A 25660-nucleotide genomic window follows, 5' to 3' on the forward strand; every position below is an offset into this window, starting at 1 on the left:
GCTCGTGCAAAGCCCGAGCGCTGCCGGGCCCAAGGCCGCTCAGGGTGATCGGCTTTAGCCGATTGCCCGTGGCGGGCGCGGGAGGGTTTTGCTTTTTATAGAGGTCAGTCTTCTTCGAAAGGATCCCATTCATCTTCGACCTCGGGCAGGGCTTCGGTCTCGACTTGGGCGGCGCGTTGTTCCGGTGTTTCGATACGGGTGATTTTGGCCTTGGGGAAACTTGCCAGAACGGCCTGAACCAGCGGATGCGCCGAGGCCTCTTCTTTCAGAGCCAGTTCCGCTTTATCGCGGATTTCGGCGATCGTCGGAGCGTCGCCATCCGATACAATGGACACCGCCCATCTGTTGCCAGTCCAACGTTGCAAGGCCGATCCCAGCCGTGGTGCAAGATCAGTCGGGGCTTGCGCTGAAGGGGTGAACTCGATCCGTCCCGGCTGGTAAGAGACCAGCCGCACGCCGTTTTCGACCTCGACCAGAAGTTTGACGTCTCGGTTGTTCCGGATCAGCTCGACCACATGTTCGAAACTCGGGTATCGCGCCAATGCGGTCTGCGTGTCTTGCGCCAAAGCGGCGACTGGAGCGCCGCCGGACCTGCGTGGCGCAGGGGCGTAGCTTGTAGCGGCGCGGGCTTCAACCGGGGCCGCGCCGTTGCTTTGGATTGGCATCCCGCCGCCTGGGCCGCCGTTGGGGGGCGGAGGCGTATCCTGCAGCCGTTTGATCAACTCTTCCGGGCTGGGTAAGTCGGCCACGTGAGTCAGGCGGATCACAGCCATTTCGGCAGCCATCATGGCGTTGGGGGCGGCTGAAACTTCCTCAAGCGCTTTCAACAGCATCTGCCACATCCGAGTCAGTACCCGCATGGGGAGGGCCTCAGCCATCTGCTGGCCCCGGGCGCGTTCATCCGGGGAAACTGTAGGGTCTTCGGCTGCGTCCGGAGTGATCTTTACAACAGAGACCCAATGAGTGATTTCGGCCAGATCACGCAGCACGGCCAGTGGATCAGCCCCTTCGGCGTATTGGCCACCAAGCTCGGTCAGCGCCCCAGCTGCATCGCCCCGCAGGATCATGTCCATGAGATCCAGAACCCGGCCACGATCCGCCAGGCCCAGCATCGCGCGTACTTGATCTGCCGTCGTCTCTCCGGCCCCGTGCGAGATCGCCTGATCCAGCAATGAGGTCGCGTCGCGAGCAGATCCCTCGGCAGCACGGGTGATCAGCGCCAGCGCATCCTCGGCAATCTCTGCGCTCTCAGCTGAGGCGATCTTGCGCAGCAGGCCGATCATATCCTCGGGCTCGATCCTACGTAGGTCGAAGCGTTGGCAGCGCGACAGAACCGTGACGGGAACCTTGCGAATCTCAGTTGTGGCGAAGATGAACTTCACGTGCGCGGGAGGTTCTTCAAGCGTCTTGAGCAGCGCGTTGAAGGCGCTGGTCGACAGCATGTGGACTTCATCGATGATGTAGATCTTGTAGCGGGCCGAGGCTGCGCGGTAGCGAACACTGTCGATAATCTCGCGAATATCATTCACGCCGGTGCGGCTGGCGGCGTCCATCTCCATGACGTCGACATGACGACCTTCCATGATGGCGACGCAGTGCTCACATTGGCCGCAAGGCTCGGTCGTGGGTCCGCCAGTTCCGTCCGGTCCGATGCAGTTCATGCCTTTCGCAATGATCCGTGCGGTCGTGGTTTTACCGGTTCCGCGAATGCCTGTCATGACAAAGGCTTGCGCGATGCGATCCGCCTCGAACGCGTTTTTGAGCGTGCGGACCATCGCATCCTGACCCACCAGATCGGCAAAGGTTTCCGGGCGGTATTTTCGGGCGAGAACCTGATAGGCGGGGCTGTCTGAGTCGGTCATGTCTGCTCTGGCGGATTCGGAACGTCACCGCAGCGTAGAGGCCCGCGCCGCCCGCGTCCACATGAGTTGAAGAACGATTTTGTTTTGGAAACTGGCGCGTCAGGGGTACACTCTTCAGATTGTGAATCAAGCCTAGAGTCAGGATCAACGCTTCCGGGGGGATGCTGTCATGACGAATTTGGTCATTCATGCTTTGCAAGTGGGCGGGGGCACACTTGCCCTAACGTCGATGCCGGGAAAGGGCGGCGACTATGCAGGCGACCTTGAAACGATTGGAGATTGGAGGCCGGGGCTCGTGCTTTCGATGACAACCGAGGCCGAGCTGGTCCAGTTCGGAGCCCGCGATTTTGGCCGCGACGTTCAGGGTCGCGCCAGCCGCTGGGTGCATCTGCCGATTCAGGATTTCGGCGTGCCACCGTCAGAGGTTGATGCGCAATGGCCCGATGTCAGTGCCGCGGCGCGTCAGGCTTTGTCTGGCGGAGGGCGCGTGCTTGTCCATTGTCAGGGCGGATGCGGTCGCTCCGGCATGGTGGTGCTTAGGTTGATGATCGAATGCGGCGAGGCTCCAACCCAAGCACTGGACCGGTTGCGCAAGCTGCGCCCCTGCGCAGTCGAAACCGATGCACAGAAGCACTGGGCCACCTTGCCCGCCCGAGCTTTGGCGGATTCTTAAGCCGACAGTTGCAGTTCCGCCGGGGCCGGTTTGCGTGGCGCAATCACTGATGCCTCGAGCATGGCGCAGGGCAGGGAAGTCATGGCTGCGGCAGGCAGGCTGCTCGTGTCGGTACCGAACATCAAATCGGCATAGAGATCGAGGACCTCACTGTCGACATCAGGGTCCGCTCCGCAATAGACCCGCACCTGAGACTGGCTGGCCCGAAACCGGGCGTGGCAGCCGTCCGTGCAATGGGTCAGGTCGCTGCTGCCTTCTATTTCGAAATCCGATGTGGTCGCCGGACCGGCTTGGTCCAGCGCGTCAACCATCGAACGCGCCAGCCGTGCAAGTGCAGGGCATGTCTTGCCGGTATGTTGGCAGATGGTTGCTGAGAACCTATGTGTCTTCGTCTTCCAGATCATCCTGCGCCCTCCGCGCGGTGGACAGGGGCTGGGATCAGGTGGGGCAGATAGGGTCTGTCACGGCCTGCCCGGACACCCCGCCCGAGTTTGGGTTATGTTGACGATGGCAGGTCTCCTGACTTGCGGGTCATCGCTTTGCCGACCTTCCCGGCCTTTCGGCCAGTGGCTCTTCGACATCGCTCACCGCTTACAGTTGCGGGGGCAGTCGCGGATTTGGTTCGTCCCGAGCAAGCCGGGGAAAACCGCACCGTGTTCCCTTTTCATCCCGACTTCTTGTGAAAGCCGGGAACCATCGAACCATCGCTAGCGTTCATAACCATTCTGAGTCAAGTTGAACTTTCTGCGCTGCGGAAAGACGATCCGCAAAGTGGACGCGTGGTCAAGCGGGATCGCAGTTGACTTGCATGGGCTGTCTGGGGTCAAGTTGCAATGTGAACTCATCAGTTCAGTTTTCCACCGAGGATGCCCATGTTGGATGCAAACCAAACAGTGCTGATCGAAGATGTTCAGATCCCGGTGGGGGATGGTGCCCTGTCCGGGCGGATCTACCGGCCCGTGGCGCAGCCCGAAACCGTAGTGGTGGTCAACAGCGCGACAGGGGTTCCGCGAGACTACTACAAGCATTTCGCACAATGGTTGGCCTCGGATCGTGATATCGCCTGTCTGATCTACGACTACCGGGAATTCGGGCATTCGAAATCGGGCCCACAGCGTTGGTCGAAGATTTCGATGGCCGATTGGGCGTTGCAGGACATGCCCGCCGCGCGGGCCGAGATGCGCCGACGGTTCCCGCTGGCGCAGCATTGGTCGATTGGCCATTCGCTTGGAGGGATGTTGGGACCGGTACAGCCGGATATCGACAAGATTGATCGCATGATCTGCGTCTGTTCCGGCCTTGTGACACTACGCGATCATCCTTGGCCGTACCGCGCTTTGGCAGGGTTATTCTGGTACGGGCACGTGCCTCTGGTCGTGCGCGGTTTGGGCTACTTGCCCGGCAAGGCTCTGGGGTTCGGGTCGGACCTGCCGCCTGCGGTCTATTGGCAGTGGCGCAAGTGGTGCACCGCGCCGCACAGCTACCTGCCCGAGATGGGAGACACCCTGCCGCATGCCACATGGCAAGATGCGGACACTCCCGTCGACCTGTTCGCCTTCACGGATGACGAGATGGTCCCAGAAGCTGCCGTTTGGCGGTTGGCTGAACTTTACGGGCCAAAGGCGCGCCGTAACCTGCTGTCACCAGAAGAGTTTGACGTTCCGGAAATCGGCCATATCGGTGTGTTTGCCCGCCGCAATGCGGCGCTCTGGCCTCGATTGATCGCTTGATGGGGGGCGCCGGTGGACCGGCGCCCCTGTTTCAGCCCGTGTTTCAATCGCCGCGCCGCGCGGATTTTCCGTGCATCGCGGATCGGACCATCTTGCCGAAAGCCTTGTCGCGTGCCCGCGCCTCGGCCACGGTCTCGGAGTTGCGCTGATCCTCGCGCCGCAGCTTGCGCCAGCGGTCCAGCCGATCTGCATCCAGCGTGCCGACCTCAATCGCGGCCTGCACGGCGCAACCGGGCTCGGCCTCATGCTGGCAATCCGAGAACCGGCAGGCTTGGGCCAGCTCCAGAATGTCCGAGAACACCTCGTCCACCCCGTCCTGCGCATCCAGCAGGCGCAAGGCGCGCATGCCGGGAGTGTCGACCAGCCAACCGCCGTTTTGCATCGGACGCAAGGCACGAGACGTCGTGGTGTGACGGCCGCGGGCGTCATCCTCTCGGATTGCGGCTGTTGCCTGATCCTGCCCGGTCATTCCGTTGGCGAGCGTTGTTTTGCCAACCCCGGATGACCCGACCAAAGCCGCTGTCTGACCTGTCGGACACCATGCCAGAACCTGCTGCAGGTCTAACGCGTCATGCGCGTTGACCGTCAGGACTGTCAAAAACGGTGCCAGCGCTTCGGCCTGTTTGGCGTAGGCTGCTGGGTCCGAGCAGCTATCTGCTTTGGTCAGGACCACGACAGGATAGCAGCCCGCCTGATGCGCCAGTGCCAGATACCGTTCGAGCCGGGGCACATTGAAATCCGCATTGCACGAGCTGACGATGAACAGCACGTCAACATTGGCTGCGATCAACTGCGCCTCGGCCCCGGTTCCGGCAGCACGGCGTTGCAACAGGCTGCGCCGGTCAAGCAGATGCTGAACGCGATTCTTGTCATCGGCCAGCACCCAATCTCCGACAGCAAAGTCGCCGGTAGAGTGACCAGGGGCAAACAGAGATGCTTCACCAGCCTCGTTCATCCCGACCAGACGGTCCCGGTGAACGGCGGTGATACGAAAAGGCGTGAGCTGCGCGTGCGCCGTGTGCTGTGCAGCAAAGTGAGAGGACCATCCCAGGTCCGAAAGAGTAAAAGACATTGGTTTGCCTGTGTTCAGATATAGCAATCCCATCTGATGGCAGACGCGCATCCGTTGGTGATGTGTTCAGGCAATCGGAGAGTTGGGTTTAGAACCGATCTGCCCGAAGGGTGTTTACTACAATCACGAAGCCCTCCTGCGGCTGATGGTTTCTATAAAGTGAGAGGTTGGACATCGACCCAAGCGGGGCTCGTTGTGGCTGCTTCCTTCCGGACCTGACCAGGTTGGCGAGGCGCTCGCCCGCGCCAACCTCTCAGGGCCTGGTATAGGGAAACGATGTGAAAATGACAACCCGTCACAAAGTCAGTCGTATCCTTTCAAAGCCATCGGTATCAGGCCCCAGCAATTCCGGGGAGTACTCGTTTAGCTCGGGCAAATACTTCAATGCTCCGCTGCCGGTTCTTAGGATCGTGTGCGTTCCATAAAGCGGGGCTAAGGAGAATGGGTAAGGAGCCTGATCCAGAGGGTCTGCGAGCAGTCGATCTGACAGGTAGTCCCGCAGTATCTCTTTGATATCCCTGGACGGCAGAGGAATGGCCCGGGCTTTTGTGACGAAAGGGAAATGCCCACCACCGCTGGCGCGATAGTTGTTGAGGGCGACCACAAAGCTCTGGTCGTCGCGGACTATTTGCCCGCCAAAGCACAGGTCGCGTACGCGCTGGGCGGTTGGATCGGTCAAGGCGCCGTTGCTATCGAACCGCGCCGGGCTGGACAGGTCGATCTGATAGGTCACGCCAAACACGACGTCAAAGTTATGCCCCGCCCGGCGGGAATCGGTTATCTCGGTTTCGGCGTCTGGGTGGATCTGGTTGAAAACACCCGCCGACATCTCAAGCCAATCCCGCAGTTGCGCGCCAGTGATATCGACGGCCCGCAACTCGTTGGGAAAGACATGCAGGTCAGCGACGTGACGCAGGCAAATCTCACCCACAGGCACGTCCGTGTAGTTTCGGGGTCCAGCCCGGCCGCCGAATTTGTAAGGAGACACTGCTGACAGAAGTGGAACTCCAGCGAAGGCGTTGCCGTGCAGAAACGGGCGCAAACCCGCAGCTTGCGCCGCAGCCACCAGGGCCAGCCCTCGATCTGGCGCGCAGAAACTGAAATAGCTGTGCAGGCTCTGCTTGGTATGGCTGACAGGTTCGGCCATCATCTTGCGCGTGGCCAGATGAGCGGGCTTGAACATCTCGTTCAGGTCTTTGTCTTCGACCTCATCGGCTGTTTCAACTAGGTCACAGTGGCGATCAGTGATCTGCCAGCGCCCCTCGGGCGACTTGGTCAGGCGCAGGTCCATCACCCCCAAAAAAGATCCGGCAGACCCGGCCATGACCACAGGTGTGCCGTGGACCAGAGCATTTTCGGCATCAACGCCGTCAAGCCCGAGATGCCCCGCGCCCGGCAGTGTCAGGTGCGTGTGACCGGCAACAATCGCGTCAATGCCCTCAATCTCGGCGAGGGGAATCACCGCATTCTCAAGCCCCGGCTGAGTCGTCGATTGCTCCAACCCCGAATGGGCCAGCGCGATGACCAGATCACAGCCTTGCGCGCGCAACGCCTCAGCCGTTCGTCGGGCGGCGGTCAAGATATCCTCGGCAATGAACGTGTCTTTTAGGTGATGCGCCTCCCACATCGTGGTTTGAGGCGGAAGCACTGAAAATACGCCGATTCGGATCGTTTCTTCCTGCGCAACGGACCGGGTCAGAACGACACTGCGCAGCCAAGGCTGCCGGTCGTTCACATGGTTCAGATTGCTGCAAATCACCGGGCAAGGGGCTTGGGTTATTACGCGCTCAAGTACATCCAGCCCGAACCCGAAATCATGATTGCCCAAGCCGATCGCGTCATATTCCAGCGCCTTGAAGGCCTGCATCATCGGGTGCGGGCCATCGTTTTCCACCGCCCAGTCCCCAATCGGTGTTCCTTGCAGCGCGTCGCCATTGTCGAACAAAAGAGTCAAACCGTCCTCGACCTGTTGACGGGCGTTTCGGATCGCCGACGCCGTACGAGTCAGCCCGATGGTCGGGTCTGGTTTGTCCGCATAGTAGTCGAACCCGGTCAGGGTCATATGCAGATCTGTGGTTGCCAGAATGCGGATATGCATTCCTGCGTCCTGCGCGTCTTTCATGCGCGGGGAGATTGCGGTCACGTTTGATTGTCTACTTTTGCGCTATGAGAGCTAAGAAAATTTACCAAGAGGACAAATAAGTGAAAAATCCGAGGCGGTCATGCGGTGTTTCGGTGGCACCTGTCGATATGCCGCAGTAGTGAATTGACATTGCAACACCTGCGCGGACATGGCAGCCCTAGGCGCAAAAGGCCGAGGGGACCCCAATGAAAAACGCAGAAAACGTGACATTCGGCAGCTCGGGCCTTGATCGTGCGGCCCATCTGCGGGGGGATGCGGACAAGCTGGCTGAGGCGGCCCAAGATCCAAACGCCCGCTGCTTGTTGCTGTGGCGTGGAAAAGTGCTGGTGCAGGGCGAGGCTCTGGATCGGTTGGGTCTGGTCAACATGGCGCATCCTCTGGTCGCCAATGGCCCCGGTGGAGTGGTTGAGGCTCCGATCTTGCTTGGCTGCTCTGGTGACGGGGCGGCGATGTTTGCCGCAGATATCTCTGAATGGCAGGCCGAGGGGCTGGATCTGTCGAGCTTGGGCAATTTCATCGACCCGTCCGAGCAACAGCATCCCGATCTGCCCGAGGGTCACGTGTTTGGCGAGCTGCGCCGGATCATGACGCGCCTGTCCGCCCGCGATGCCGAGCTTGCGGCGACAGCCAAGGCGGTGATCGGCTGGCACGAGACGCATCGCTTCTGCGCCCGCTGCGGTGCGCCAAGCGACGTATCGCAAGCCGGATGGCAGCGCAGTTGTTCGGCCTGTGGTGGCCAACACTTCCCACGCACCGACCCGGTTGTGATCATGTTGATCACCCACGGCGACAGCGTGCTGATGGGGCGCTCACCGGGGTGGCCCGAGGGCATGTTCTCGTTGCTTGCAGGGTTCGTCGAGCCGGGCGAAACGCTGGAATCCGCGGTGCGGCGCGAGGTGATGGAAGAGGCGGGCGTTCCCGTCGGCGCAGTGTCCTATCTGTCCAGCCAGCCCTGGCCGTTTCCGGCGTCGTTGATGTTCGGCTGTGCCGGTGAGGCTTTGTCTCGGGACATTCAGATCGACCCGGTTGAAATCGAAGAGGCAATGTGGGTCAGCAAGTCCGAGATGATGCAGGCCTTCGCGGGGGAGCATCCGCGCCTGCTGCCCGCTCGCAAGGGGGCGATTGCGCATTTTCTGCTGCAGAACTGGCTTGCAGATACGTTGGACTAACGAAACACTGGCAAGCAAGAACGAGCAGCAAGGGCCCACATGCAGTTTTCAGCGCGCGAAGATATCGAGGCTCCCATCCACTCGGTTTTTGACATGGTTGCCGATTTTGATCGGTTCGAACGCATGGCGATGCGCCGTGGCGTTGACGTGCGCCGTACCACCGGCGGGGTTGCGCCCTCCGCAGGCATGGCGTGGGAGACCGAATTCAAGTTGCGCGGCAAACCCCGCCAGATGTCCGTACTGCTGACCGATTGCGACCACCCCTTGCAAATGCGATTCGAGGCGACAGGCAAGGGCATGACCGGGGTTACAGTGGTTGACTTTATGGCCCTGTCTCAGCGTCGGACCCGCTTAAGTGTGGATTTGTCACTCAGCGCCAAGTCCCTACCTGCGCGGTTGCTAATTCAGTCGATGAAGCTGGGCCAAGCACGGTTTCGCAAACGCTTCCAAATGCGCCTTGCGGAATTCGCCCGAGAACTGGAGCAGCGCCACAGGCATGGCGCTTAAACTCACATTTACCTGAAGCGCGGGCCTAGCCGCGTGGCTGGGCCGCCGGGTAGACGCCAAGTATTTCCACATTGGTGGTGAAATGCTCAAGCTCTTCCATCGCCAGTTGCACGTTCCGGTCTTCCGGATGCCCGACGATATCGGCATAGAACTGGGTCGCCGTGAACGAGCCATCGACCATGTAGCTTTCCAGCTTGGTCATGTTGATCCCGTTAGTCGCAAACCCACCCATCGCCTTATAGAGCGCCGCTGGAATGTTGCGGACCTGAAAGACAAAGCTGGTGATCATGCCGTGCTCGCCCCGACGCGACAGGTCGGCCTCGGGTGACATGACCAGAAAACGCGTGGTGTTGTCGCCATGATCCTCGATATGGCGGGCCAAGACGTTCAGGCCGTAGATCTCTCCGGCCAGTTCACTAGCCAGAGCGGCGGAATGGATTTCACCCGCCTCGGATACCTCGCGCGCGGCGCGGGCGTTGTCGGGGCTGACCCGCCCATGAATACCGTGCTGGCGCAGGAAGCCCGCGCATTGGGGCAGCAGCACCAAATGGGAATGCGCCTCGGTGATGTCGTCCAGCGTCGCACCGGGCACGGCCAGCAGGTTGATGTGGACACGCACGAAGGCCTCATCAATGATTTGCAGACCACTATGCGGCAACAGCCGGTGGATATCGGCCACCCGCCCGTAGGTCGTGTTTTCGACCGGCAACATCGCCAGATCAGCCGCGCCGGACCGAACTGATTCGATCACATCCTCGAAAGTACGGCAGGGCAGCGCCTCCATTTCCGGGCGCGCGTTGCGGCAGGCCTCGTGGCTGTAGGCGCCGGGTTCGCCTTGAAAGGCAATGCGTTTGGTCATTTGGTCGGTCCCGTGCAACAAGTTACAAAATTGGGCGTTTCGTCGCGGTGTCTATACCTTGCCTCTCGCAAGGGGAAGCCTTAGACACCTTTTCAGACAGCTGAAATGGACTAGCGATCAATGTTCGACACGATGACAGTTACCAAGGCCGCTGCGGGCCTGTTTGGCACGTTCCTTGTGCTGCTTCTTGCCAAATGGGGTGGTGACATCCTGTACCATTCGCATGGGGGCCATGGGGATGCACAGGCTGCCTACATCATCGAGACCGAAAGCTCGGGTGAAAGCGCCGATGGCGAAGAGGTGGTCTTTGAAGACCTGCTGGCCGCCGCGGACCCTGAAAAGGGCGCCAGAGTTTTCCGCAAATGTACTGCGTGCCACAAGTTGGAAGACGGTGCGAACGGCACCGGACCCTACCTATACGGCATTGTAGACCGGCCCGTTGCGTCGGCCAAAGGCTTCACCGGCTATTCGGCGGCGATGCAGGCGCATGGTGGCAACTGGACCCCCGAAGCGCTTGATGCCTTCGTTGAAAGACCCAACGCATATATCTCGGGTACATCCATGAGCTTTGCCGGCCTGAAAAAGCCTCAAGAACGCGCTGACCTGATTGCCTATCTGCAAACCATCGGCAACTGATTGCCATCACGTTTGTGAAAAAACCCAAAGCCGCTGCCTTGTGCAGCGGCTTTTTTTATGTCGAAAATCTTCACAAAGCGTTCACGCATTCTAAACTTGAATCAGCCAGGACTGGCGATTTAGCTGGCGGAACAAACATAGATGACGACAACAATCCAGAGGATGAGCCATATGAAACCCCTCCTGCCTGCTGCGCGCGACATGAGTATTCGGCATTGGGGGGTGGTCTTAGGGTTGGTCGCCGTAACGCTCGGATCAGCCGAGGTCGCCCAAGCAAATGATGAAAACGTTACAACCAGTCATGGGTACTCCTATTTTGGAAATCTGGACTACCCGGCGGACTATCCGCATCTGAATTACGTCAATCCCGACGCTCCCAAGGGCGGTGAGATGTCACTGGCAGCCTCTGGAACCTTTGACTCGCTGAATCCTTACTCACGAAAGGGTCGGAGCGGAGCGTTAACCACAATCCAATATGACCGCCTGTTTGAAAGCGCGGATGACAGCGTCGGTCAGTACTACGGTGTTCTGGCGGAAAACCTCGAGTACGACGAAGGGCGCAACTATGTCATTTTCAACTTGCGCCCTGAGGCCATGTTCTGGGATGGAACACCGGTCACGGCTGAAGACGTTGTTTACAGCCACCGTTTGTTTATCGAGCAGGGCCTGCCGTCTTACGCGCAGGCCGTCGGGCGTATGGTCACCGGGGCTGAGGCGCTGGATGATCACACCGTGAGGTTCACTTTCAACCCAGAAGTCACGCGCCGTAGCTTGATCGAAACCGTAGGATCGACGCCCGTTTTCTCGAAAGCGTGGTTTGAAGCCGACGAGTCGCGTCGTCTGGATGAACCTCGTCTGGAAGTGGCGGTGGGGTCGGGCCCATACAAACTGGACAGTTACGATATCAACCGCCGTATCGTCTACAAGCGCCGCGACGACTATTGGGGCAAAGACCTGCCATTCAACGTAGGCCGCAACAACTTTGACACTATTCGCGTCGAATATTTTGCTGACCAGACTGCCGCGTTCGAAGGTTTCAAGGCGGGCGAATATACGATGCGGATCGAGAGCGATCCCAAGCTCTGGGCGACAAGCTATGACTTCCCCAAGCTGACAGAGGGTTCGGTTGTGCGCGACGAAATCATGGATGGCAGCCCGCCGACGCCGTCTGGTTTTGTGTTCAATCTCGGCAAGCCCCAATTCGCAGATAAGAACGTCCGCAAGGCGTTGGCACTGGCATTCAACTTCGAATGGGCAAACGAATCCCTGTTGTTTGGATTGAATTCGCCTCGCAACTCTTTTGTGCAAGGCACACCGCTTGAAGCGCAGGGCGCCCCAGCGGGCCCAGAGCTGGCCTTCTTGGAAACGCTTGGCGATGTCGTCCCAGCCGATTTTATATCCGAGGATGTCGTTGTCGCTCATGAATCCAACCCAGCGCGCCTGAACGACCGGCGCAACCTGCGCAAAGCGTCGAAGATGCTGGACGAGGCGGGCTGGCCCGTGGGCGAAGGCAACGTGCGTCGCAATACCGAAGGGCAAACACTGAAGGTGAATATCCCATACCCTTCGAACTTGCCGACATCGACGGCGACGATGATCGAAACCTATGTTCAGAATCTTCAGGCACTGGGTGTAGATGCATCTGCTGAAAAGGTTGATCCGGCACAATATACATTGCGTAGCCGAGAGCGCGACTACGACATGGTCTATTCCACGCGGTATGGTTCGTTCCTGTCGACCGGCGGCGGATTGAGCCAGATGTATGGGTCCGAAGAGGCAGCCTTTAGCCTGTTTAATCCCGCTGGCCTGGCAAGCCCGTTGGTCGACGCGATTATTGAAGCGTCTTTTGAAACCGACAATCAGGCTGATCAGGACGCAGCACTTATGGCTTTGGATCGTGCCCTGAGGTATGAGTTTTTCGTGATCCCCGTGGGATACATCGCGGACTACTGGACAGCCTACTACGACATGTACGAATACCCTGAAAACCTGCCACCCTATTCATTGGGTCATTTGGACCTTTGGTGGATCAACCCCGAGAAAGAAGCCGATTTGAAGGCAAAAGGCGCGCTGCGGTAAAATGGGCGCCTATATTCTAAGACGCCTGCTTTTGGTCATTCCGACCTTGCTGGGCATAATGGTCGTCAACTTCACGCTTGTGCAGTTTGTTCCGGGTGGACCCGTTGAACAAATCATCGCTCAGATCGAAGGACAGGGCGATGTCTTCGCGGGCTTCGCTGGGGGTGGAGACGCCGGTGCAGGGTCCGAGCCTGCAGGCGGTGTATTCGACGACAAATATGTGGGTGCGCGCGGCCTACCTCCGGAGTTCATTGCCGAATTGGAAAAGGAATTTGGTTTCGACAAGCCGCCGCTTGAGCGTTTTCTTGGAATGATGGGCAACTACCTAACGCTCGATTTTGGCGAGAGCTATTTCCGGTCGATCAGCGTGATTGATTTGGTGTTGGAAAAGATGCCTGTGTCCATCTCGCTTGGCCTGTGGTCGACCTTGATCGCCTATCTGGTCTCTATCCCGTTGGGCATCCGCAAAGCCGTAAAGGACGGGTCGCGGTTCGATACGGTGACGAGCGGCGCTATTATCGTGGCCTACGCGATCCCCGGTTTCCTATTTGCCATCCTGCTGCTGGTGCTGTTTGCCGGTGGATCCTACTGGCAGATCTTCCCGCTGCGAGGGCTGACCTCGGACAATTGGGACAGCCTCAGCCTTTTGGGCAAGATCGCCGACTATTTCTGGCATATCGCGCTGCCGATCATTGCCTTGACCATTTCGGCCTTTGCGACGCTGACGCTGCTGACCAAGAACTCGTTTCTGGATGAGATCAAGAAGCAATATGTCATGACCGCCCGTGCCAAGGGATTGGGGGAACGTAGGGTCCTCTATGGTCACGTCTTCCGCAACGCTATGCTGATCGTGATTGCGGGCTTTCCGGCAGTTTTCATCGGTGTCTTCTTCGGCGGGTCAATTATTATCGAGACGATCTTCTCTCTGGATGGTCTGGGTCGCCTCGGGTTCGAGGCCGCCGTGGCGCGGGACTATCCGGTGATCTTTGGCACTCTGTTCATCTTTGGTCTGATGGGGCTGGTTGTAGGTATCATCAGCGACCTGATGTATGTGCTGGTCGACCCACGCATCGATTTTGAGAAGAGGGAGGGGTAAATGGCGCTTTCCCCTCTCAATCAACGGCGTTGGCGCAATTTCCGCCGCAATGGCCGGGCTTTCTGGTCGCTGATCATCTTCTCGGTGCTGTTCGGCCTGTCCCTATTCGCCGAGTTCATTGCCAATGATAAACCGATCCTCGTGCAATACCGTGGTCAATTCTACACGCCGATTTTTAACTTCTATCCCGAAACTGAATTTGGCGGCGATTTCCAGACCGAGGCGATCTATCGCGACCCCGAAGTCCGCTGCCTGATCGACAGTGGCGGGCTTGAGGACTGTTTCGACGACCCAGAAGGTATAATCGAGCAGATCGAGGCAGGGACATATCAGGCCGAAGGGTTCGAGCGCGGCTGGGCCATCTGGCCGCTGATCCCCTATTCCTACAACACCAGTGTTGATCGCCCCGGTGCGGCCCCCTTGCCGCCGAATGGTCAGAACCTGCTGGGAACGGATGATACCAAACGGGATGTGCTGGCGAGGGTGATTTATGGTTTCCGCCTGTCGATCCTATTCACGTTGATGGTGACCGGCGTAGCCAGCCTGATCGGTATTTTCGCCGGGGCCATACAGGGCTTCTTTGGCGGTTGGCTCGATCTTACATTTCAACGGGTCATCGAGATATGGTCCGCGACCCCGTCTCTTTACGTCATCATCATTATGTTCGCCATTCTCGGCCGAAGTTTCTGGCTTCTGGTGATCCTGATGATCCTGTTCAGCTGGACCGGCTTGGTCAGCGTTGTAAGGGCCGAGTTCCTACGGGCACGCAATCTGGAATACGTCCGCGCCGCGCGGGCGCTGGGAGTGGGCAACATGACGATCATGTTCCGCCACATGCTGCCAAATGCGATGGTTGCGACGCTGACTTTCATGCCTTTCATCGTGACCGGTACAATCGGCGGGCTGGCTTCATTGGATTTCCTTGGTTTCGGTTTGCCCTCTTCGGCGCCGTCGCTAGGTGAGCTGACCTTGCAGGCCAAACAGAACCTGCAGGCCCCGTGGCTGGCCTTCACCGCTTTCTTTACCTTCGCTATCATGCTGTCGCTGCTTGTCTTCATTTTCGAAGGCGTCCGCGATGCATTTGATCCCAGAAAGACCTTCTCATGAGCCTTTTGGATGTAAACAACCTCAAGGTCTCATTCCGCCAGGACGGAGAGGTATCAGCTGCGGTCAAAGGCGTCTCTTTCACCGTGGATCGGGGGGAGACGGTTGCCCTGGTGGGTGAGTCCGGCTCGGGCAAGTCGGTGACGGCATTGTCGACCGTGTCGCTGCTGGGCGATAGCGCCATGGTCGAAGGCTCGGTCAAATATGACGGGGCCGAGATGATCGGGGCGTCCGAGGACAAGCTGATGGAGGTGCGCGGCAATGATATCAGCTTCATCTTTCAGGAGCCGATGACCTCGCTTAACCCGCTGCACACGATCCAGAAGCAGATGGCGGAATCGCTGGCGTTGCATCAGGGCCTGGCCGGGGATGCCGCGCGCGACAGAATTGTGGAGTTGCTGAACAAGGTTGGCATTCGCGACCCCGATGATCGTCTGGATAGCTATCCGCACCAGCTTTCGGGCGGGCAGCGACAGCGTGTGATGATTGCCATGGCGCTGGCCAACAAACCGGATGTTCTGATCGCGGATGAACCAACGACCGCCTTAGATGTGACCATTCAAGCGCAAATTCTCGAACTATTGGCCGAGCTGCAAAAATCCGAGAACATGGGGATGCTGTTCATCACCCATGACCTTGGCATCGTGCGTCGGATCGCCGACCGGGTCTGCGTGATGAAAGACGGTGAGATTGTCGAAACCGGAATCACGGCTGAGATTTTCAACAACCCACAGCATCCCTACACGCGCAAACTGCTGGAGGCCGAGCCTTCGGGGCACCCCGATCCAGTCGCTGCAGACGCGGAAGAGGTCGCCCGGACCGACCATCTGAAGGTTTGGTTCCCTATTCAGCGCGGCTTTCTGAAACGCACGGTCGGTTATGTGAAGGCCGTCAACGATGCGACGTTCAGCGTCCGGGCCGGGGAAACCCTTGGCATCGTCGGAGAAAGCGGCTCGGGCAAGACGACGATGGCGCTGGCCATCATGCGGTTGATCGCGTCCGAGGGTGGGATCACCTTCCGCGATCAGGATGTTCGCCGCTGGTCCACGCGAGAGTTGCGGCGTCTGCGCAAGGACATGCAGATTGTGTTCCAGGACCCGTTCGGCAGCCTGAGCCCACGTATGACATGCCAGCAGATCATCGCTGAGGGGCTGTCCATTCACAATGTCGACCCGCATCGCGCCCCGCGCGAGCTGGTGGCCGAAGTGATGACAGAGGTGGGCTTGGACCCGGCCTCAATGGATCGCTACCCGCATGAGTTTTCGGGCGGGCAGCGTCAGCGGATTGCAATTGCGCGGGCCATGGTGCTGCGTCCGAAACTACTGGTTTTGGATGAGCCGACAAGCGCGTTGGACATGACGGTGCAGGTTCAAATCGTTGATCTTCTGCGCGATCTGCAGCGGAAATACGGTTTGGCGTATCTGTTCATCAGCCACGACCTGAAAGTTGTGCGGGCGATGTCCCACAAGGTCATCGTCATGCGCAACGGCGACGTGGTCGAAATGGGCGCATCCGAGGATCTGTTTGAAAATGCGCAAACAGATTACACCCGTGAACTGATTGCGGCGGCGGGCTAAAGCCCGCCTCGCGTTTCCCTTAAGCGCTGGCTTTCTCGCGATCGGCGGATTTGGGGACCGGTCCGCGCAACTCTTCATAGTGATCGAAGCTCAGATTGACCCACCCCGTTCCCCGCGTGGCACTGGCGAGGGTTCGGTGAAGCTCATCCTGCGCTACGGCAGGAAGTTGGGCGTTGAAGATTTCCCAACCGGAGGCATTGGGATTGCCTTCGAACCCCAAAACCTGACCTTGCAGAGAACTGATCGTAGGGACCAGATCGCCGACGAAATCTGACGGCAGATGAATCTCGGCCGTGAGAATCGGCTGTAGCACCACGGGCTTGGCCTGCGGCAACGCCTCGCGCACCGCATTCTTGCCCGCCGTCCGGAACGCGTAGTCCGAACTATCGACATTGTGGTGTTTGCCGTCGCTGAGGGTGATTTTGACATCCACGACCGGGAAGCCTTCGGGGCCTTGTACTAACGCGTCTTTGGCCCCGTGCTCCACGGATGGGATGTAGTTCTTCGGTACCGCGCCGCCCTTCACAACCTCTTCGAATTGAAAGCCCGAGCCACGGGGTAGAGGCGCGACCGAGATCACAACGTCGGCGAATTGTCCGGCGCCGCCCGATTGCTTGCGATGACGGTGGCGATGTTCGACCGGCGTACGGATGGTTTCGCGATAGGCGGTCTCGACGGGGTCGGTTTCGATCTCGATGCCGAAATCCTCCAATAGCTTGGCCGTCACGCGCCGCATATGTTGCGGACCCTGCGAACCCAGTACGGAATGACCGCTCAGCTCGTCTTGCTCCATATGCAGCCCCGGGTCGATCTCGACCAAACGGCTCAGAGCGTTTGATAGGCGCACGTCGTCGCGCTCATGCGCGGGTGAGACGACCTGCCGGTGCGCAACCGGATGCGAAGACGCCCAATCCGGAAGCGGTGTAGCCGACCGGCTGTCATAGATGTATCCCGGGTTGAGATGATCAGATTTGACCGCAAGACCGATTTGCCCGGCCTCCAACGCGCCGATCTGTGTTTTGGCGTCGAGGCTCGTCAAATTGCCGACCGTTTCGCCTCCCAAAGCCTCATGCGCTTTGACGCCATCGCCCAACCCGCGCAGCACGGTGATCTTGCCGATATGTTTCTTCACATCGGCAAAGCCCGCAATCGCGCGCGCATTGTCCGCGGCCTCATCCCGCCCAGCGGCGATATCGAACTCGGGCGCTTCGTGCCGCAGGGCTTTCATCAAGCGTGTGAGCCCATTGCCATGTTGCGCAGCCCCCAGGCAGGCCGGAATCAGCTGATGATTTTGCAGAACCTGAGCGGCCAGATCGTAAATCTCGGCGCTGGGGGGCTGCTTGTCCTCTATAAGCTGCTCCAGCAGATGGTCGTCGAAATCCGACAGCGTTTCCAACAATTCAGTGCGGGCTTCCTGTTCACGGTCCTCGACGGATTGAGGCAGTTCGATCAAGGCCGAGGGCTGGCCCTCCTGATACTTCCAAGCGCGTTCCGAGATCAGATCGACCGCGCCTATGATTGTATCGCCGTCACGGATCGGGACCTGCCGCAAGGCGATGTGATGGGTGCAATAGGTCTGCAGGGCCGCGATGATGTCACGGATACGGCCGTTGGGGTTGTCCATTCGGTTGATGAATAGAAAGCAAGGGATGCCCGCCTCTTCCACCAGCCGCAGGTACGGCGCGCATAGAACGGCGGCATCGGGGTCTGGCGGGACGACAACCACGGCGGCGTCCGAGATCGCCATAGCTGGTCCAACATAGGCCAGCGCATCGCCGCCGCCATCCACGTCAACCGCGCACCACGGTTCGTCCAAATAAGAAAAACCGTGCAAATGCACGGTTCCGGAGATGTCGAATGTTGTCGGGCGCCCGTCGAGGCGGCTGATGGCCTCGACCAGAGTGGATTTGCCCGATTGACTGGGGCCTAGGACGGTGAAAACGCGCATATGTGCTGTCCCTCTTTCAGGTTGCAGAGTGGCTGCACGAAAGGGGCTGCCTTGCGCAAATGCGTTGGCATGGTTTGTCTGCGGATTTGCCTGCCTCGGGCTGTGGACCTGATCGAAGACCCACGCCCCGAGTGTGGAGAAAACACCAGCCTTGCGTCAAGCCCCCGTTCGGGATCGGCTTGGGTCTGCCGAAAACCGGGCCGCTTGCCCGAGGTTAGATCGCAGAGCTATGTCCGGCTTTGCTCAGGTCATAGGCATCGAAACTGCGGGCGATCATCCGGGTCAGAGCACGCGCCTCGGGCGGGATAAACAGCCCGTCATCGGTGACGCGCAGCAGGCCGTCAAATCTTGCGTTTACCTCAGCATACATCTTGTTCAGCTCTGCGATGGATACATCATGGCTGCGCAGAATCTCGGCCGAGTCGACCCGGAAATCGCACATCAACGCTTCGATCAAGCGGGCGCGCAACACGTCCTGTCCCTTGAACAAATGCCCACGCGAGGTCGAGAACTGACCTTCACAAATTGCCTTGGTATGGGCCGAGGTCGCGGGGTTGTTCTGTGCGTAGCCCTGAGGAAAGCGCGAGATCGAGCTTGCTCCGACGCCGATCAGAACCTCGGCCTGATCGTCCGTATAGCCCTGGAAGTTGCGTTTCAGTTGGCCCGCTTTCAATGCTTTGGTCAGCCCGTCTTGTTGCGTCGCAAAGTGGTCGATTCCGATTTCGGCGTAATTGTCCCACATGAACAGGCGGCGGGCGGTGTCGAAAAGATCCAGACGCTGCTCGGGTGTTGGCAAAGCCTCGGACGGGATCAGTTGCTGCCGTTTCGCCATCCACGGCACATGGGCATAGCCATAAAGCGCGACGCGATCCGGGCTGAGCGACAGAAGCTTCTGCACGCTTTCAGTCATCCGCGCCTTGGTCTGATGCGGCAGGCCAAACAGGATATCGGCATTCAGGCTGGTGATCCCGCGCGCGCGGATCATATCCACCGCATCCCGCGTGGTATCGTAGCTTTGGATGCGCCCGATGGTTTTCTGGATCTCATCATCGAAATCCTGCACCCCGATCGAGGCGCGGTTCATGCCCGCGTCTGCGAGGACATCCAGACGCGCTTCGTCAATCTCATTCGGGTCGATCTCGACCGAGAACTCGGCATCCGGTCCCAGCGGCACGATATCCAGAATGTAGCGCGCCAGATCGCGCATCAGGTCGGCATTCAGCAGGGTTGGGGTGCCGCCGCCCCAATGCAGGCGGGATAGAACCACCCCCTCGGGCAGGCGCGCAGCCAATAGGTCCAGCTCGGCCTTCAGCACGTCGACATAGGCGACCACGGGGCTGTCGGTTTGCGTGCCTTGCGTGCGGCAGGCGCAGAACCAGCATAGACGCCGACAGAAGGGGACATGGACATAAAGCGAAATGGCGCTGCCGGGTTTAATCCGGGCGATCCAGTCACCAAAAAGATCAGCCCCCACGTCATTGCTGAAATGGGGGGCGGTCGGGTAGCTGGTGTAGCGAGGCACCTTCGCGTCAAAAAGTCCAAGCCTTGCCAATTGTGATTTATCTATCATGGAGATACCTTTAAGGGACCCAAGTCTTGGTTGCTTTGATAGAGATCAAGTAGGAAAGCGAATGTCAGTAGAGATAAAGTTTGATCATTCCAACTGTGACGAATGCCCGATTCGTCATCGGGCCGTCTGCGCCCGGTGTGATGCGGATGAGCTGCAGTCCCTTGAAGAGATTAAATATTATCGCAGTTTCGAAGCGGGTCAGACGATCATCTGGTCCGGCGATCAGATGAACTTTGTCGGCTCGGTCGTCTCGGGTATCGCGTCTCTGACCCAGACGATGGAGGACGGGCGGACCCAGATGGTGGGTCTGCTGCTGCCCAGTGATTTTGTCGGGCGACCGGGGCGTGATTCTGCGCCTTATGACGTTCAGGCCACCACAGATGTGGTGATGTGCTGCTTTCGCAAGAAGCCGTTCGAAGGGTTGTTGAGTGAGACCCCTCATATCGCGCATCGTCTTTTGCAGATGACATTGGATGAGCTGGACGCCGCGCGGGAATGGATGCTTGTTCTGGGCCGCAAGACGGCGCGGGAGAAGATCGCCAGCCTGCTTTCGATCATCGCGCGCAGGGATGCTTCGATTACGCAGAAAGGGCTGTCAGGCCCGCTCGTGTTTGACCTGCCGCTGACGCGTGAGGCGATGGCGGACTATTTGGGTCTAACGCTGGAAACGGTGAGCCGGCAGATATCGGCCCTGAAAAAGGACGGGGTTATCGTGCTGGAAGGCAAGCGCCACGTGACCATCCCTGATCTTGGTCGCCTTATGGAAGAGGCCGGAGACGACTCGGACGGAGGTTTCCTCGTTTAGACGCCACCCGCCAGTCACATACCAAAGCGATCGAGCCGCCCCGCAGGGCGGCTTTTTTTGGTTCAGGACGCGATCAGTGTGCCATGAAGACCGGTACAGCGGATTGTTCCAGCATGTTGCGCGTAGCACCGCCAAGGATCGCTTCGCGAAAGCGGGAATGGCCGTAGGCGCCCATGACAATCATATCTGATTCCGTATCCGTAGCGTGGCGGTTCAGAATGTCAGACACCCGTGTCATGGTTTTGCTGAGGACTTCGATATCGCACCTGACACCGTGCCGCGCGAGCATCTGGGACAGCATGCCACCTGGGTCAGAGCGGTCGGGCCCATGCCGTGGCGGGTCGATCACCACGATACGTGCCAGATCGGCATCTTTCAGAAATGGCAGGGCGCAGCGCACCGCACGCATAGCCTCGACGCTTTCGTTCCACGCGATCATGATGTTTTTAGGCTTCGAAACAGGTTGCCCCGCGTTCGGGACGACCATGACCGGAGCGTGACCTTCGAACATGGCGGCTTCGACAATCGGTTCCGCTTCGGCACCGCGCCCTTCGCCATAGGGGTGCGGTAGGACAACCAAATCCGAGAACCGTGCCCGATGGGCAACGTGGCGTCCAATGTCCGCGATCTGGGCGACTCCGTTTTCGGCCGACCACCGCACACCGGTTTTTCCCAGAAAATCCTCGGCATAGCTTAGCAGTTCATCGGCCTCGGCATTGGCCCGGCTGAGGGTTTCCTGAAGGATAAGTGCGTTCGCCCCGGCGTAGTAATACCCTGTCTGACTGCGATCGACGCCCAGGCACAGGGCCTCGGCATGACCATCCTGCGCTTCGGCCAATGCCGCTGCCTGAGACAACGCTGCCTGCGCATTCGTAGTTTCCGTCATGATGGTGAGAATTGATTTGTAAGCCATATCGACCTCGTCTTTCGAGCAGCCGATCCAATGCGACCAGCGCCCCTCCACTTGACAATGGGTGTCACAGAAAACAACGGATTGTCTTGACTCAGATCAAAGCGGCAGAGGGTGTTCTTCTACATTACGGTGGACAGTCAAAAAGGTTCTGTGCGGCACGTAAATCGCGCAGGGCAGGGTAAAGGGACGCAATATGTCGAATTACATCAAGCTGATCGTGCTTGGTCTGGTCGTGCTGTTTGCCGCGATCGGGTCCAATTATGCACGCGATTTGGCGTATCAGGTGCATGCGATACTGGTGATGATCATCGCCGGTGGTCTGTTCATCTGGACGCTTCGAAACACGGATGAGCCAGATATTCTTGTCGATCGCTCCGGCGAGTACATGGACGGCGTGATCCGCTACGGCGTGATCGCAACTGCCTTCTGGGGCGTGGTCGGGTTCCTGGCGGGAACTTTTATTGCGTTCCAGCTGGCATTTCCAACGCTCAACTTCGAATGGGCGCAAGGCTATCTGAACTTTGGGCGGTTGCGTCCGCTGCACACCTCAGCGGTGATTTTTGCCTTTGGGGGCAACGCTCTGATTGCGACCTCGTTCTACGTGGTGCAGCGCACCAGCGCGGCGCGTCTGTGGGGCGGAAACCTGGCATGGTTCGTGTTCTGGGGTTATCAGCTGTTCATCGTTCTGGCAGCAACCGGATATGTTCTGGGTGGCACGCAGTCCAAGGAATATGCCGAGCCTGAGTGGTATGTGGACCTGTGGCTGACCGTCGTCTGGGTCGCCTATCTGGCTGTCTATCTGGGCACGATCATCAAACGGAAAGAGCCGCATATCTATGTGGCCAACTGGTTCTACCTTGCCTTTATCGTGACCGTTGCGATGCTGCACCTGGTCAACAACATGACCATCCCGGTCAGTATCTGGGGTTCGAAATCGGTTATCGTCTGGTCGGGCGTACAGGATGCTATGATCCAGTGGTGGTATGGCCACAACGCTGTGGGCTTCTTCCTGACTGCGGGCTTCCTGGGCATGATGTACTACTTCATCCCGAAACAGGCCGAACGTCCCGTATTCTCGTACAAGCTGTCGATCATCCACTTCTGGGCGCTGATCTTCCTGTATATCTGGGCCGGTCCGCACCACCTGCACTATACCGCGCTTCCCGACTGGGCCTCGACGCTGGGCATGGTGTTCTCGATCGTGCTGTGGATGCCGTCTTGGGGTGGTATGATCAACGGTCTAATGACGCTCTCGGGCGCATGGGACAAGCTGCGCACCGACCCGATCATCCGTATGATGGTCATCTCGGTCGGCTTCTACGGTATGTCCACCTTTGAGGGTCCGATGATGTCGATCCGTGCGGTGAACTCGCTCAGCCACTACACCGACTGGACCATTGGTCACGTACATTCGGGCGCGCTGGGCTGGAACGGCATGATCACCTTTGGTGCGCTGTACTATCTGGTGCCTGTCCTGTGGAAGCGTGAGCGTCTGTACTCCTTGCAGATGGTCAGCTGGCACTTCTGGCTCGCGACGATCGGCATCGTTCTCTATGCCGCGTCGATGTGGGTCACCGGTATCATGGAAGGCCTGATGTGGCGCGAAGTGGATGCCAACGGCTTCTTGGTGAACTCGTTCGCTGACACCGTTGCCGCCAAGTTCCCGATGTATGTGGTTCGCGGTCTGGGTGGGGTTCTGTTCCTCGCTGGCTCGGTGATCATGTGCTACAACCTGTGGATGACTGTGCGCAAGGCGCCGGCTAAAGAGGCCAGCCTGACCGTCGCAGTCCCGGCTGAATAAAGGAGGCCGGAGCAATGGCAATTCTTGACAAACACAAAGTGCTTGAGACCAACGCGACCCTTCTGCTGATCTTCAGCTTTCTGGTCGTGACCATCGGTGGCATCGTTCAGATCACCCCGCTGTTCTATCTTGAGAACACTATCGAGAAGGTGGAGGGTATGCGCCCTTACACCCCTCTCGAGATGGCGGGCCGTGAGATTTACATCCGCGAAGGCTGCTATGTCTGCCACAGCCAGATGATCCGTCCCATGCGGGACGAGGTCGAACGCTATGGCCATTACTCGCTGGCGGCTGAGTCGATGTATGACCACCCGTTCCAGTGGGGATCCAAGCGGACCGGACCTGATCTGGCACGTGTCGGCGGCCGTTACTCGGACGATTGGCATGTTCGCCACCTGCGCGATGCGCAATCAGTGGTGCCGGAATCGGTGATGCCGAAATATGGCTTCCTCGAAAACCGCAAGATCGATGGCAAGTATATCGGCGACATCATGGCGGCAAATGCGGTGGTCGGTACACCTTACACCGACGAGATGCTGGAGAACGCGCAAGCTGACTTCCGCGCTCAGGCCGATCCCGACAGTGACTATGACGGGCTGCTGGAGCGTTACGGTGACAAGGTCAACGTCCGCAACTTCGATGGTCAATCCGACCTGACCGAAGCTGACGCGCTGATCGCCTATCTGCAAATGCTGGGCACGCTGGTCGACTTCTCGACCTTCACGCCTGACGCAAACCGCTGAGGGAGGGTGCAATGGAAGAATATACCCTCCTGAGGCAGTTCGCAGATAGCTGGATGTTGCTTCTGTTGTTCGCCTTCTTTGTTGGCATCATTGTCTGGGTGTTCCGCCCAGGCGCCAGCAAGGAATACAGCGACACCGCCAACATCCCTTTCCGGCACGTTGATGCACCCGCACCGCAGCAAGACCAACCCGCCACATCCGAGGAGGCGCGGAAATGACTAAGACACCTGAAAAACAGCCGGGTGACCCGAATACAACCGGTCACAGCTGGGACGGCATCGAAGAATTTGATAATCCGATGCCCCGCTGGTGGCTGTGGACCTTCTACGCCACGATCTTCTGGGGTGTAATTTACACGATCATGTATCCCGCATGGCCACTGGTTCAGTCGGCAACGGCAGGCGTCATGGGTTGGTCATCTCGGGCCGAAGTCCAGCAAGAGCTGGTCTCGTTCGAAGAGGCCAACGCTCCGTGGAATGCCAAGCTGGTGGACACCCCGCTTGAGGAGATTTCGGCTGACCCTGAGTTGCAGCAATATGCCGTCAACGCAGGCAGCGCTGTGTTCCGCACCTGGTGTGCACAGTGTCACGGCTCGGGCGCGCAGGGCGCGGCTGGCTTCCCGAACCTTCTGGATGATGCATGGCTGTGGGGTGGCACGATGGAGGATATCCATTTCACCGTCAGCTATGGGATCCGGAACGAGGAAAGCGACGATGCGCGCTATTCCGAGATGCCGGCCTTTGGTGAGCTTCTCGAAGGCGAAGAGATCACTCAGGTGGTTCAGTACGTGATGTCGCTGACCAATGCGCAGACCGATGATGCGGCCGCGCAGGCAGGCAAGGTTGTCTTCGAAGACAATTGTGCCGCCTGTCACGGCGAGGACGGCAAAGGCGACGTCTTCCAGGGCGCGCCGAACCTGACGGATGCCATCTGGCTCTATGGCGGCAGCGAAGAGGCCCTGACTGAAACGGTGACCTACAGCCGTTTTGGCGTGATGCCCCCATGGGATACCCGCCTGACCGAGGCGCAGATCCGCGCCGTGACTGCCTATGTCCACCAACTGGGTGGCGGTCAGTAAGGCTACAAGAATACCTCGGGGCGGCTCGCTGCCCCTTGGTCCCGGCACCGGCTGTTCCATCTGTTCGCGCGTTTCCTGAACAGCCGGTGCCTATTTCCAAAACCATCATAGAGCCATTGGCCAATCCAGAACAGGCCGCGTTTCAAAGGTCCTCTAGATCGACCGTGCGCGGGTGTTTCCTCCACCAATGATGCTCGGGCAACCAGCGCGATTTGTTGCGGGTTGGTTTTGGTGCATCCCTGAGATTTGGCTCGTTGATCCGTGTCGCGGTCATGAACGATTTTGCAAAAACACT

Annotated in this window: 22 protein-coding genes, 1 other RNA gene and 1 riboswitch; of the genes, 14 read left to right on the plus strand and 9 right to left on the minus strand. The window is 58.9% G+C overall.

The features are described 5' to 3' along the window. Positions 1 to 104 precede the first annotated feature (104 nt). Entirely contained in the window at positions 105 to 1862 is a 1758-nt protein-coding gene (locus ACR0IP_RS21830; protein WP_480527952.1) for a DNA polymerase III subunit gamma/tau, read from the minus strand. A gap of 169 nt (positions 1863 to 2031) precedes the next feature. On the opposite strand from ACR0IP_RS21830, the gene ACR0IP_RS21835 reads away from it, so the two are divergent. Beyond that, positions 2032 to 2535 carry a phosphatase domain-containing protein gene (locus ACR0IP_RS21835; protein WP_170642670.1) on the plus strand — a complete coding sequence of 168 codons (504 nt, stop codon included), beginning with the start codon at positions 2032 to 2034 and terminating at the stop codon, positions 2533 to 2535. On the opposite strand, the gene ACR0IP_RS21840 is transcribed toward ACR0IP_RS21835, so the two are convergent. Continuing rightward, on the minus strand, positions 2532 to 2939 hold the full coding sequence (locus ACR0IP_RS21840; protein WP_480527954.1) for a hypothetical protein: 408 nt from the start codon (positions 2937 to 2939) through the stop codon (positions 2532 to 2534). The two genes, ACR0IP_RS21835 and ACR0IP_RS21840, sit on opposite strands and share 4 nt — an antisense overlap. A gap of 88 nt (positions 2940 to 3027) precedes the next feature. Then, a riboswitch (cobalamin riboswitch) is annotated at positions 3028 to 3247 on the minus strand. A 160-nt stretch (positions 3248 to 3407) separates the two neighbouring features. On the opposite strand from ACR0IP_RS21840, the gene ACR0IP_RS21845 reads away from it, so the two are divergent. Further along, positions 3408 to 4265 (plus strand): alpha/beta hydrolase family protein, encoded by an 858-nt coding sequence (locus ACR0IP_RS21845; RefSeq protein ID WP_480527956.1) that lies wholly within the window; start codon positions 3408 to 3410, stop codon positions 4263 to 4265. A gap of 43 nt (positions 4266 to 4308) precedes the next feature. Here ACR0IP_RS21845 and rsgA read toward each other — a convergent pair whose 3' ends face one another. The 3 genes from rsgA to ACR0IP_RS21860 all read right to left on the minus strand — a co-directional run bounded on the left by rsgA (position 4309) and on the right by ACR0IP_RS21860 (position 7480). Continuing rightward, positions 4309 to 5337 (minus strand): ribosome small subunit-dependent GTPase A, encoded by a 1029-nt coding sequence (gene rsgA / locus ACR0IP_RS21850; protein WP_480527958.1) that lies wholly within the window; start codon positions 5335 to 5337, stop codon positions 4309 to 4311. Between the two features lie 157 nt (positions 5338 to 5494). Next, an RNA gene (gene ffs / locus ACR0IP_RS21855) (signal recognition particle sRNA small type) lies at positions 5495 to 5593 on the minus strand. Between the two features lie 39 nt (positions 5594 to 5632). Then, a complete protein-coding gene (locus ACR0IP_RS21860; protein WP_480527960.1) occupies positions 5633 to 7480 on the minus strand; it encodes a bifunctional 2',3'-cyclic-nucleotide 2'-phosphodiesterase/3'-nucleotidase in 1848 nt (615 codons plus the stop codon). A 185-nt stretch (positions 7481 to 7665) separates the two neighbouring features. Between ACR0IP_RS21860 and nudC the strand changes: the two genes are divergently transcribed. Beyond that, a complete protein-coding gene (nudC, locus tag ACR0IP_RS21865) occupies positions 7666 to 8649 on the plus strand; it encodes an NAD(+) diphosphatase (protein ID WP_170661513.1) in 984 nt (327 codons plus the stop codon). 39 nt (positions 8650 to 8688) lie between these two features. After that, a complete protein-coding gene (locus ACR0IP_RS21870) occupies positions 8689 to 9156 on the plus strand; it encodes an SRPBCC family protein (RefSeq protein ID WP_480527962.1) in 468 nt (155 codons plus the stop codon). A gap of 25 nt (positions 9157 to 9181) precedes the next feature. Here ACR0IP_RS21870 and ACR0IP_RS21875 read toward each other — a convergent pair whose 3' ends face one another. Further along, positions 9182 to 10015, minus strand: coding sequence for a prephenate dehydratase (locus ACR0IP_RS21875; RefSeq protein ID WP_480527964.1), 834 nt, complete (start codon positions 10013 to 10015; stop codon positions 9182 to 9184). Between the two features lie 120 nt (positions 10016 to 10135). On the opposite strand from ACR0IP_RS21875, the gene ACR0IP_RS21880 reads away from it, so the two are divergent. From ACR0IP_RS21880 to ACR0IP_RS21900, 5 genes are all read left to right on the plus strand, one after another. Then, positions 10136 to 10651, plus strand: coding sequence for a c-type cytochrome (locus ACR0IP_RS21880; RefSeq protein ID WP_170471271.1), 516 nt, complete (start codon positions 10136 to 10138; stop codon positions 10649 to 10651). 171 nt (positions 10652 to 10822) lie between these two features. Next, positions 10823 to 12730: an extracellular solute-binding protein gene (locus tag ACR0IP_RS21885; RefSeq protein ID WP_480527966.1), complete on the plus strand. Its 1908-nt coding sequence runs from the start codon at positions 10823 to 10825 to the stop codon at positions 12728 to 12730. Between the two features lies 1 nt (position 12731). After that, a complete protein-coding gene (locus tag ACR0IP_RS21890) occupies positions 12732 to 13826 on the plus strand; it encodes a microcin C ABC transporter permease YejB (RefSeq protein ID WP_170375427.1) in 1095 nt (364 codons plus the stop codon). Beyond that, positions 13827 to 14933 carry an ABC transporter permease gene (locus tag ACR0IP_RS21895; RefSeq protein WP_170661509.1) on the plus strand — a complete coding sequence of 369 codons (1107 nt, stop codon included), beginning with the start codon at positions 13827 to 13829 and terminating at the stop codon, positions 14931 to 14933. It abuts the gene before it with no gap. After that, complete coding sequence (locus ACR0IP_RS21900; RefSeq protein ID WP_480527968.1) at positions 14930 to 16507, plus strand: ABC transporter ATP-binding protein; 1578 nt, start codon at positions 14930 to 14932, stop codon at positions 16505 to 16507. Before ACR0IP_RS21895 ends, ACR0IP_RS21900 begins: the two co-directional genes overlap by 4 nt. 19 nt (positions 16508 to 16526) lie before the next feature. Here the strand turns inward: ACR0IP_RS21900 and ACR0IP_RS21905 are convergent, their stop codons facing one another. Together ACR0IP_RS21905 and hemN are read right to left on the minus strand one after the other, a co-directional pair. Beyond that, positions 16527 to 18455: an elongation factor G gene (locus ACR0IP_RS21905; RefSeq protein ID WP_480527970.1), complete on the minus strand. Its 1929-nt coding sequence runs from the start codon at positions 18453 to 18455 to the stop codon at positions 16527 to 16529. Positions 18456 to 18669: 214 nt separating this feature from the next. Then, a complete protein-coding gene (gene hemN, locus ACR0IP_RS21910; protein WP_480527972.1) occupies positions 18670 to 20025 on the minus strand; it encodes an oxygen-independent coproporphyrinogen III oxidase in 1356 nt (451 codons plus the stop codon). Positions 20026 to 20086: 61 nt separating this feature from the next. Between hemN and fnrL the strand changes: the two genes are divergently transcribed. Then, positions 20087 to 20830, plus strand: coding sequence for a transcriptional regulator FnrL (fnrL, locus tag ACR0IP_RS21915; RefSeq protein ID WP_170375417.1), 744 nt, complete (start codon positions 20087 to 20089; stop codon positions 20828 to 20830). Between the two features lie 73 nt (positions 20831 to 20903). Here fnrL and ACR0IP_RS21920 read toward each other — a convergent pair whose 3' ends face one another. Beyond that, complete coding sequence (locus tag ACR0IP_RS21920; protein WP_170690606.1) at positions 20904 to 21743, minus strand: universal stress protein; 840 nt, start codon at positions 21741 to 21743, stop codon at positions 20904 to 20906. 193 nt (positions 21744 to 21936) lie between these two features. Here ACR0IP_RS21920 and ccoN point away from each other — a divergent pair, with 193 nt between their 5' ends. From ccoN to ccoP, 4 genes are read left to right on the plus strand one after another with little or no spacing between them, the layout of a single operon-like run. Then, on the plus strand, positions 21937 to 23544 hold the full coding sequence (ccoN, locus tag ACR0IP_RS21925) for a cytochrome-c oxidase, cbb3-type subunit I (protein WP_170690605.1): 1608 nt from the start codon (positions 21937 to 21939) through the stop codon (positions 23542 to 23544). A 14-nt stretch (positions 23545 to 23558) separates the two neighbouring features. Beyond that, positions 23559 to 24287: a cytochrome-c oxidase, cbb3-type subunit II gene (gene ccoO, locus ACR0IP_RS21930; RefSeq protein ID WP_170375411.1), complete on the plus strand. Its 729-nt coding sequence runs from the start codon at positions 23559 to 23561 to the stop codon at positions 24285 to 24287. 11 nt (positions 24288 to 24298) lie between these two features. Next, positions 24299 to 24505, plus strand: coding sequence for a cbb3-type cytochrome c oxidase subunit 3 (locus ACR0IP_RS21935; RefSeq protein WP_170375409.1), 207 nt, complete (start codon positions 24299 to 24301; stop codon positions 24503 to 24505). Beyond that, a complete protein-coding gene (gene ccoP, locus ACR0IP_RS21940; RefSeq protein ID WP_170375407.1) occupies positions 24502 to 25365 on the plus strand; it encodes a cytochrome-c oxidase, cbb3-type subunit III in 864 nt (287 codons plus the stop codon). Before ACR0IP_RS21935 ends, ccoP begins: the two co-directional genes overlap by 4 nt. The last annotated feature ends 295 nt before the right edge of the window (positions 25366 to 25660 follow it).

It is taken from the genome of Ruegeria sp. AL11 (assembly GCF_056540865.1).

What these genes read in the sequence shown, in the direction of transcription:
- nudC (WP_170661513.1), top strand. Translation starts at nt 7,666, where the DNA reads ATGAAAAACGCAGAAAACGTGACATTCGGCAGCTCGGGCCTTGATCGT.
- ccoO (WP_170375411.1), top strand. Translation starts at nt 23,559, where the DNA reads ATGGCAATTCTTGACAAACACAAAGTGCTTGAGACCAACGCGACCCTT.
- hemN (WP_480527972.1), bottom strand. Translation starts at nt 20,025, where the DNA reads ATGATAGATAAATCACAATTGGCAAGGCTTGGACTTTTTGACGCGAAG.
- ACR0IP_RS21835 (WP_170642670.1), top strand. Translation starts at nt 2,032, where the DNA reads ATGACGAATTTGGTCATTCATGCTTTGCAAGTGGGCGGGGGCACACTT.
- ACR0IP_RS21870 (WP_480527962.1), top strand. Translation starts at nt 8,689, where the DNA reads ATGCAGTTTTCAGCGCGCGAAGATATCGAGGCTCCCATCCACTCGGTT.
- fnrL (WP_170375417.1), top strand. Translation starts at nt 20,087, where the DNA reads ATGTCAGTAGAGATAAAGTTTGATCATTCCAACTGTGACGAATGCCCG.
- ACR0IP_RS21875 (WP_480527964.1), bottom strand. Translation starts at nt 10,015, where the DNA reads ATGACCAAACGCATTGCCTTTCAAGGCGAACCCGGCGCCTACAGCCAC.
- ACR0IP_RS21885 (WP_480527966.1), top strand. Translation starts at nt 10,823, where the DNA reads ATGAAACCCCTCCTGCCTGCTGCGCGCGACATGAGTATTCGGCATTGG.
- ACR0IP_RS21935 (WP_170375409.1), top strand. Translation starts at nt 24,299, where the DNA reads ATGGAAGAATATACCCTCCTGAGGCAGTTCGCAGATAGCTGGATGTTG.
- ccoN (WP_170690605.1), top strand. Translation starts at nt 21,937, where the DNA reads ATGTCGAATTACATCAAGCTGATCGTGCTTGGTCTGGTCGTGCTGTTT.
- ACR0IP_RS21900 (WP_480527968.1), top strand. Translation starts at nt 14,930, where the DNA reads ATGAGCCTTTTGGATGTAAACAACCTCAAGGTCTCATTCCGCCAGGAC.
- ACR0IP_RS21920 (WP_170690606.1), bottom strand. Translation starts at nt 21,743, where the DNA reads ATGGCTTACAAATCAATTCTCACCATCATGACGGAAACTACGAATGCG.
- ACR0IP_RS21845 (WP_480527956.1), top strand. Translation starts at nt 3,408, where the DNA reads ATGTTGGATGCAAACCAAACAGTGCTGATCGAAGATGTTCAGATCCCG.
- ACR0IP_RS21830 (WP_480527952.1), bottom strand. Translation starts at nt 1,862, where the DNA reads ATGACCGACTCAGACAGCCCCGCCTATCAGGTTCTCGCCCGAAAATAC.
- rsgA (WP_480527958.1), bottom strand. Translation starts at nt 5,337, where the DNA reads ATGTCTTTTACTCTTTCGGACCTGGGATGGTCCTCTCACTTTGCTGCA.
- ACR0IP_RS21905 (WP_480527970.1), bottom strand. Translation starts at nt 18,455, where the DNA reads ATGCGCGTTTTCACCGTCCTAGGCCCCAGTCAATCGGGCAAATCCACT.
- ACR0IP_RS21895 (WP_170661509.1), top strand. Translation starts at nt 13,827, where the DNA reads ATGGCGCTTTCCCCTCTCAATCAACGGCGTTGGCGCAATTTCCGCCGC.
- ACR0IP_RS21890 (WP_170375427.1), top strand. Translation starts at nt 12,732, where the DNA reads ATGGGCGCCTATATTCTAAGACGCCTGCTTTTGGTCATTCCGACCTTG.
- ACR0IP_RS21880 (WP_170471271.1), top strand. Translation starts at nt 10,136, where the DNA reads ATGTTCGACACGATGACAGTTACCAAGGCCGCTGCGGGCCTGTTTGGC.
- ACR0IP_RS21840 (WP_480527954.1), bottom strand. Translation starts at nt 2,939, where the DNA reads ATGATCTGGAAGACGAAGACACATAGGTTCTCAGCAACCATCTGCCAA.
- ccoP (WP_170375407.1), top strand. Translation starts at nt 24,502, where the DNA reads ATGACTAAGACACCTGAAAAACAGCCGGGTGACCCGAATACAACCGGT.